The organism is Lysobacterales bacterium (assembly GCA_019634735.1).
Classification (GTDB): domain Bacteria; phylum Pseudomonadota; class Gammaproteobacteria; order Xanthomonadales; family UBA2363; genus Pseudofulvimonas.
Genome location: JAHCAT010000003.1, coordinates 285,343 through 291,912, shown reverse-complemented (window position 1 = coordinate 291,912; position 6,570 = coordinate 285,343). Strand labels below are relative to the sequence as shown.

At 71.3% G+C, this 6,570-nt stretch carries 5 protein-coding genes; 3 read left to right on the top strand and 2 right to left on the bottom strand.

The window, feature by feature from the left end:
• Positions 1 to 264 precede the first annotated feature (264 nt).
• The gene (dksA, locus tag KF823_05200; protein MBX3725295.1) at positions 265 to 1,233 is read right to left on the bottom strand and encodes an RNA polymerase-binding protein DksA; all 969 of its coding nucleotides are present in this window, start codon (positions 1,231 to 1,233) and stop codon (positions 265 to 267) included.
• Positions 1,234 to 1,332: 99 nt separating this feature from the next.
• On the opposite strand from dksA, the gene yidD reads away from it, so the two are divergent.
• The 3 genes from yidD (at position 1,333) to KF823_05185 (ending at position 5,315) form a co-directional block, all read left to right on the top strand.
• Positions 1,333 to 1,590, top strand: a complete 258-nt coding sequence (yidD, locus tag KF823_05195; protein ID MBX3725294.1) for a membrane protein insertion efficiency factor YidD — start codon at positions 1,333 to 1,335, stop codon at positions 1,588 to 1,590.
• Between the two features lie 2 nt (positions 1,591 to 1,592).
• Positions 1,593 to 2,411: a M23 family metallopeptidase gene (locus tag KF823_05190; protein ID MBX3725293.1), complete on the top strand. Its 819-nt coding sequence runs from the start codon at positions 1,593 to 1,595 to the stop codon at positions 2,409 to 2,411.
• A 642-nt stretch (positions 2,412 to 3,053) separates the two neighbouring features.
• Positions 3,054 to 5,315, top strand: coding sequence for an EAL domain-containing protein (locus tag KF823_05185; protein MBX3725292.1), 2,262 nt, complete (start codon positions 3,054 to 3,056; stop codon positions 5,313 to 5,315).
• Between the two features lie 42 nt (positions 5,316 to 5,357).
• On the opposite strand, the gene KF823_05180 is transcribed toward KF823_05185, so the two are convergent.
• Complete coding sequence (locus KF823_05180; GenBank protein MBX3725291.1) at positions 5,358 to 6,557, bottom strand: DUF4340 domain-containing protein; 1,200 nt, start codon at positions 6,555 to 6,557, stop codon at positions 5,358 to 5,360.
• Between the last annotated feature and the right edge of the window lie 13 nt (positions 6,558 to 6,570).

Sequence of the window (6,570 nt, the reverse complement as noted above, 5' to 3'; positions counted from 1 at the left end):
TGGTCCCTGGTCCCTGGTCCCCGGTCCCCTGTCCCCGGTCCCCGGTCCCCGGTCCCCTGTCCCCGGTCCCCTGGTCCCTGGTCCCCTGGTCCCTGGTCCCCTGTCCCCGGTCCCCGGTCCCCTGTCCCCGGTCATCGCTCAGTCGGGCCCTCGATGGGCCAGGGCCGCAGGGTCTGAACAGACCAGGCCTTCCGAAACGACAGCGGCCCGGCAGAAGCTGCCGGGCCGCTCGACGTCAGACCTGTGCCGGCCGTGGCCGGACGGTCATTCGCCCATGTGCTTCTGGCGAAGCTCCCAGCGTTCCTGGGCGTCGATCGAGAAGCGGGCGATCGGCCGCACTTCCAGCCGCTCGATGCCGATCGGCTCGCCGGTCTCCTCGCAGTAGCCGTACTCGCCGTCCTCGATGCGCTTCAGCGCCTTGTCGATCTGGGCCAGCAGCTTGCGGTAACGATCGCGGGTGCGCAGTTCCAGCGAGTTCTCGGTCTCCCGAGCGGCGCGCTCGGCCTCGTCGCCGACGTCGCGGACCTCGTCGCGGAGGTTGTCGATGGTCTGCTTGGATTCCTCGATCAGGTCGGCGCGCCAGGTCAGCAGCTTCTGGCGGAAGTACTCGACCTGACGCGGCGACATGTACTCCTCGCTGGCCAGCGGCCGGTAGCCCGAGGGCAGCTTGACGGGCCCCGCTGCGACCTCCCGCTTGCGGGTCGGCGTCGGCAGTTCGTCCGAGGGACGGCTGGCCCGCCCGACCCGCGCGGTCGCCACGACGGCAGGCCGGGCGGGTGCAGCCGGCCGCGCCGGCGTGCGCACCGGTTCGACCGAGGCGGCACGCGCCTGCGCGACCTTGCCCTGGGCCGCCTTGCCGGGACCGGCAGTCCTGGCGGGCGCCACCGGCGCAGCAGCCGCCGGCTTCTTCGCCGCAGCGGGCTTCGCGGTCGGCTTGGCGGGCGTGCTTTTCGCCGGGGGCGTCTTGCCGGCCGGCGTCTTGGCCGGCGATTTCTTGGCCACCACGGGCTTGCCGGCCGGCTTCCTGGCGGCGACCGGCTTGCTGGCCGCCTTCTTGGCGGGAGCCTGCTTGCTGGCCGCGGATTTCTTGGCCGGCGCCGGCTTCGCTGCCGGTTTCTTTGCCGCCGGCTTCGCCTTGCTGGCGGCCTTGCTGGCGGACTTGGCGGCCGACTTGGCCGCGGGCTTGGCCTTGCTGGCCGACTTGGTCTTGGATTTGGCCGGGGTTTTGGCCATGGCGTTCTTTTTTCCCATGCCTTGAGGCGTCGCGGCCGCGTGTTATAGCCTAAGCGCCACCTTGCGGCAACTTCCGCCGCACGCACAAGACCTCCCTGAGTGAACCGTCTGCTGCGCTGCGTCATCAACGGATACAGGCGCTGGTTCAGCCCCCTGCTCGGTGCGCGCTGCCGTTTCCATCCCAGTTGCAGCGTCTACGCCCGTACCGCCCTGGCCCGGCACGGCAGCCTGCGCGGCGGCTGGCTGGCGCTGTGGCGGATCCTGCGCTGCCACCCGCTGTCGGCGGGCGGCGAAGACCCGGTCCCGACCGTGTTCCGTCTGTTCCCGGGCCGGTCCTCGAACCAGAGACAGCCTTGATAATGCTCCGTATAGTATTGTTTTTTCTCATTTTCCTCCAGCCGATCTTCGTGCCGCCCGCCCTGGCCGATGCGCGCATGGAACTGCCGGCGCAGGCGGTCCAGGGGGCACTGGTCACCGGCAGGGTGCCGCCCGGCAGTACGGTGCGTTTCGCTGGCCGCACCTTGCGTGTATCCGAGGAGGGCTGGTTCGTTTTCGGCCTGGGCCGCGAACACGGTCCCGAGGCCGAGCTCCACGCACGTTTTCCGGATGGCAGCCGGCACCAGGCACGGATACAGGTCGAGACGCGACGCTGGCGGATCGAGCGGGTCGACGGACTGCCGCCCTCGACGGTCAGCCCGGACCCCGAGCTGGCGCGCCGGATTGCCCGTGAGCAGGCCCAGGTCAGCACCGCACGCGATCGCGACGATGACCGCCTCGATTTTCTGCAGGCCTTCCAGTGGCCTGTCAGTGGTCGGGTCAGCGGCGTCTATGGAAGCCAGCGCATCCTCAACGGCGAACCGCGTAATCCGCACTATGGCCTGGACGTGGCGGCGCCGACCGGCACTCCGGTCCGGGCGCCGGCGGCAGGCGTGGTGATCCTGGCCGAACCGGATTTCTATCTGACGGGCGGCACCTTGACCCTGGATCACGGCCATGGCGTGTCCTCGACCTTCATCCACCTCAGCCGCATCGACCGTGCGGTGGGCGATCGGGTCGAGCAGGGCGAGGTGCTCGGCGCGGTCGGCGCCACCGGCCGGGCGACCGGTCCGCACATGCACTGGGGCATGAACTGGTTCGACACCCGGATCGACCCGCAGCTGCTGCTCCCCGAACACTGATCGCGCGACGCGCGTACGCGGACACTGCGCATCTCCCTTCCCCCGGGAGACCCGATCAGCATCGAGGCTCGGCTCGTGGCCGGGAGACGGGAAGCAGCGAACGGGAACGGGCTTCGGAAGGCTGAGCGCGATCAGCGCCGCTCTCCCTGCAGGACAGGCCCCGCAGCTCGCCGCGCTGCGGGCTTGTTTCCAGCAACAGGATCAGGCTGACGGCGGCGGGCACGCTGTGCACCCCAATCAACGCACCGCCAGGCGCCTGTTGTAGAAGGGACTCCGCGCAGGACCGACGCTGACCCGGAGGCGCATCGTTGCTGGCCCAGCAGCACGCGCTGGCCGTGGCAGCCCTCTCCCCCGCCCCTCCCCCGCAGGGCGGGGGAGGGGAGAAGTGCGGCGCCGTCGCACCGGCGGCGCGCGCCTGGCAAGAGCGGGCGGGCCGGGCTGTGGGGATGGCGGAAAGACGAACCCAGTAAGGCCCCAACGGGCCAGTGGGGATTCCCGAGTCCCGAGTCCCGAGTCCCGAGTCCCGAGTCCCGGGTCCCAAGTCCCTGCTCCCTGCTCCCTGCTCCCTGCTCCAGGCTTCGATGAGGACCCGTCGGGCCGTGCGGGGTAGTATCCACCTGGCAGGCTGCGTAAGGAGGCGCGGTGGCACGGGACGACCCTCGGGACGACGGTGGCATCGACGGGGAGCTGGCGGGCCTTCGCGAAGCGCTGGCACGCCGCGACGCCCTCCTCGAGCTGTCCGCCGGGTTGGCGGCGGACCTGCTCGCCACCGGCAACCTGGACCAGGCCATCGACGCCGCGCTGGCCGGCCTGGGCCGGGGCACCGGTGTCGATCGGGTCTACCTGTTCGAACGCCTTCCGGCCGCCGATCCGACCCGTCTGGTCTGCTCGCAGACCCATGAATGGGTCGGCCCGGGCATCGAATCCCAGCGCGACAACCCCGACCTGCGCGCATTGGACATGAGCGCCGTCTACCCCCGGTTCGTCGGCCTGCTCAGGCAGGGTCGCGCGGTGTCGGGCGTCATCGGCGAATTTTCCCCCGAGGAGCGGGCCGTGCTCGACCCGCAGGGCATCGTTTCCATCCTGGTGGTGCCGGTGCTGCTGGACGACCAGCTCTGGGGCTTTCTTGGCCTGGACTCGGTGCGCAGCAAACGGAACTGGACCGCTGTCGAGGAGGCCGTGCTCAAGCTCCTGGCAGCCAGCCTGGGCGCCGCCGTGCAGCGCCGCCGTGCCGACGCCGGGCTGCGTCGCGCGGCACGCGTGTTCGAGAGCACCCGCGACGGCATCGTGGTGGCCCAGCTCGACGGCACCCTGATCGACGTCAATCCCGCCTTGCAGCGCGTCACCGGCTACGACCGGGGGGCCCTGCTGGGCCGGGCCTGGCGCATCCTGCTGGCCGACCAGCAGCCCCGGCCCAACCTGGAGAATCGCGTCGCCGCCGCCCTGCGCAGCCATGGCCACTGGCAGGGCGAGTGCCTGATCCGCCGCGCCGACGGTCGCAACGTCCCGCAGTGGCTGAGTGCCAGCCTGATTCCCGGCGACGCCGGTGGCCAGGGGCAGTTCGTCGCGGTCGCCACCGACATCAGTGCGCTCAAGGAGTCCGAGTCGCGGCTCGACTTCCTGGCCCACCACGACAGCCTGACCCGCCTGCCCAACCGCCGCCGCGCCCAACGTGCGCTGGCCGAGGCCGTCGACCGCGCCCGAGGCGCCGGCAGCCGGGTCGCGGTGCTGTTCATCGACCTGGACCGTTTCAAGAACATCAACGACAGCCTGGGCCACCCGGTCGGCGACGAGGTACTGGCCGAGGTGGTCGGCCGGCTGCGCGGCCGGCTGCGTGGCGAGGACCTGCTGGCCCGCTATGGCGGCGACGAATTCCTGGTGCTGCTTGAGGGCATCCAGGGCGCCGAGGAGGCCGTCGCGGTGGCGCGTGACCTGTGCGAGCGCCTGCGACCGCCGATCGACCGCCCCGGCGGCGCCGTCCACGTCTCCGCCAGCGTCGGCATCAGCCTCTACCCCGAACACGGGGAGGATGCGGAATCGCTGGTCCGCGAGGCGGACCTGGCGATGTACCGCGCCAAGCAATCGGGTCGGGACCGGGTGTTCCTGTACACCGAAGAGATGGCGCAGAGCGTGCAGCACACCCTGCACCTGGAGCGAAGGTTGCGCGACGCGCTGGCCCGCGGAAACCTCGCACTGCATTACCAGCCGCGCCTGGCGCTCGCCGACAGCCGCCTCAACGGCGCCGAGGCGCTGCTCCGGGTCGATGATGGCGAGGGCGGCCTGCTGCCGACCGGCGAGGTCGTGCGGCTGGCCGAGGCGATCGGCCTGATCGTGCCGATCGGCCGCTGGCTGGTCGATGAGGCCTGCCGGCAGATGCGCGCCTGGGACGACGCCGGCCTGGTCGCCCTGCCCGTGTCCGTCAACGTCTCGGCAGCCCAGTTCTACGACGACGACCTGGCCGGCACCATCGAAGCGGCCCTGGCCCGGCACGGCCTGGCGCCACACCGCCTGGAGGTCGAGCTGACCGAAACGGTGCTGTTCGACCGTCCCGAAAAAGCCGTCGAGGTCCTGGCCGGCCTGCGCGAGCGCGGCGTCGGTGCGGCCCTGGACGACTTCGGCACCGGCTACTCGAGCCTTTCCTACCTGATGCGCTTCCCGGTGGAGCGCCTGAAGATCGACCACCTGTTCGTGGCCAGCCTGCTCGACGACGAGCGCGCCACCGCGATCGCCGCGGCCGTGGTCGGCCTGGGCCATCGGCTGGGACTGCGGCTGGTCGCCGAGGGCGTGGAAAGCGCCCGCCAGCTCGCGCTGCTCAGGGGCCTGGGCTTCGACGAAGCCCAGGGTTACCTGATCGGCCGCCCGCAACCGGCGGCGGACTTCGCCGCCCTGGTCGCGGAGGCCTGATCCGACGTGCCGCCGCGGCAGCCCCGCGGCGGCACGCACGCCTCAGTCGCGGGGCTGCAGCATGTCCTCAAGCCCCTTGTCGAGGTTGGCGAACTTGAACGCCGGCAACTGGTAGCGCCAGCCCGCGAAGCGCTCCGACAGGACAGCCACCTCCTGGTGCAGCGTGTCCAGGCGCGCAGCCACCGCCGCTTCGTCCAAGACGAGAGCAGCGTCGGATACCTCGTCGGGGCCGTCTGCCGCCGTCTCCTGGCCCTGCTCGCCCGTTGCGCCCTGCTGGTCCGCCGCCGCGGCCGCTTCCGCCTGCAGCTGCTCGACGATCGCGGCCCGGGCGAGCTGGTCGTCGACCTCGACCTTCAGCGTCGCCCAGGACGGCGCCGCATTGCCGGCGTCATCGGTGCCGCCGTGCCAGCCCTCCACAATCACGACCCGGCCGTCGAACAGCCGGTACCGTGCCGAGTGGCTGGGCGGGCCGGCTTCGCCCTGGTCGCGCGCGACATCCTCAAGGCTCAGGCCGGACAGGGTCGAGGCCAGACCGTTGGCGACGAAGGCGGACTGCACGGTCCGGCCGCGCGGCAGGTCCGCAACCGTGAAGTTCTCCTGGGCGGCCGACTCCTTGAACACGCGCACCGCCCCACCGGCCGCTCCGCTCAGTTCGACCTCGCGGATCTGGCTGGACGGAATGTCGAGCAGCTCGCGCTGCAGCCAGGCCGCGGGCTCGCGCTCGGGCACCAGGTTGCCGCTGGCCATGAGACTGCGCGCCTCGTCCGGGCGACGGACATAGGTGCCCTCACCCTGCTGGCCGGCGTAGTTGCCGATGATCATCCGATCGGCCTGGCCGGGCGATTCGACCTCGACCAGCACGCCGCTTGCGCCCTCGCCCTCCAGCGATTCGACACCCAGCTGGGCATGACGATCGGGATTGGCGGTCTTCGGCTCAAGGACCCTGGACTCGGCCAGATTGATCAGCGCCAGGCGGACCTTGTCGGCCGCGGCGGGATGGCCATGGCGCTCGACCACGGTCCAGACCGTGCCGGAACGCACCAGGCCGACCAGGGGCGCGCCGCCGGCGCCACTGAAGCGCAGTGCGGTGACATCGTTCAGGCGCTCCGACAGGCCGGGCAGCACGGGTTCGCCGAGCAGGCTGCCTTCCGACTCGGGGGCACGCTGCGAGACCAGCAGCACCGCGGCCAGCACGGCGGCGAGCGCGACCGCGGCAATCACGGAGAAGCGGGATGAAGACATGTCGTGTTTCCTC

Excerpts from the sequence above, each read along its gene's own strand:
- dksA (MBX3725295.1), bottom strand. The coding sequence starts at position 1,233 with ATGGCCAAAACCCCGGCCAAATCCAAGACCAAGTCGGCCAGCAAGGCC.
- KF823_05190 (MBX3725293.1), top strand. The coding sequence starts at position 1,593 with ATGCTCCGTATAGTATTGTTTTTTCTCATTTTCCTCCAGCCGATCTTC.
- KF823_05180 (MBX3725291.1), bottom strand. The coding sequence starts at position 6,557 with ATGTCTTCATCCCGCTTCTCCGTGATTGCCGCGGTCGCGCTCGCCGCC.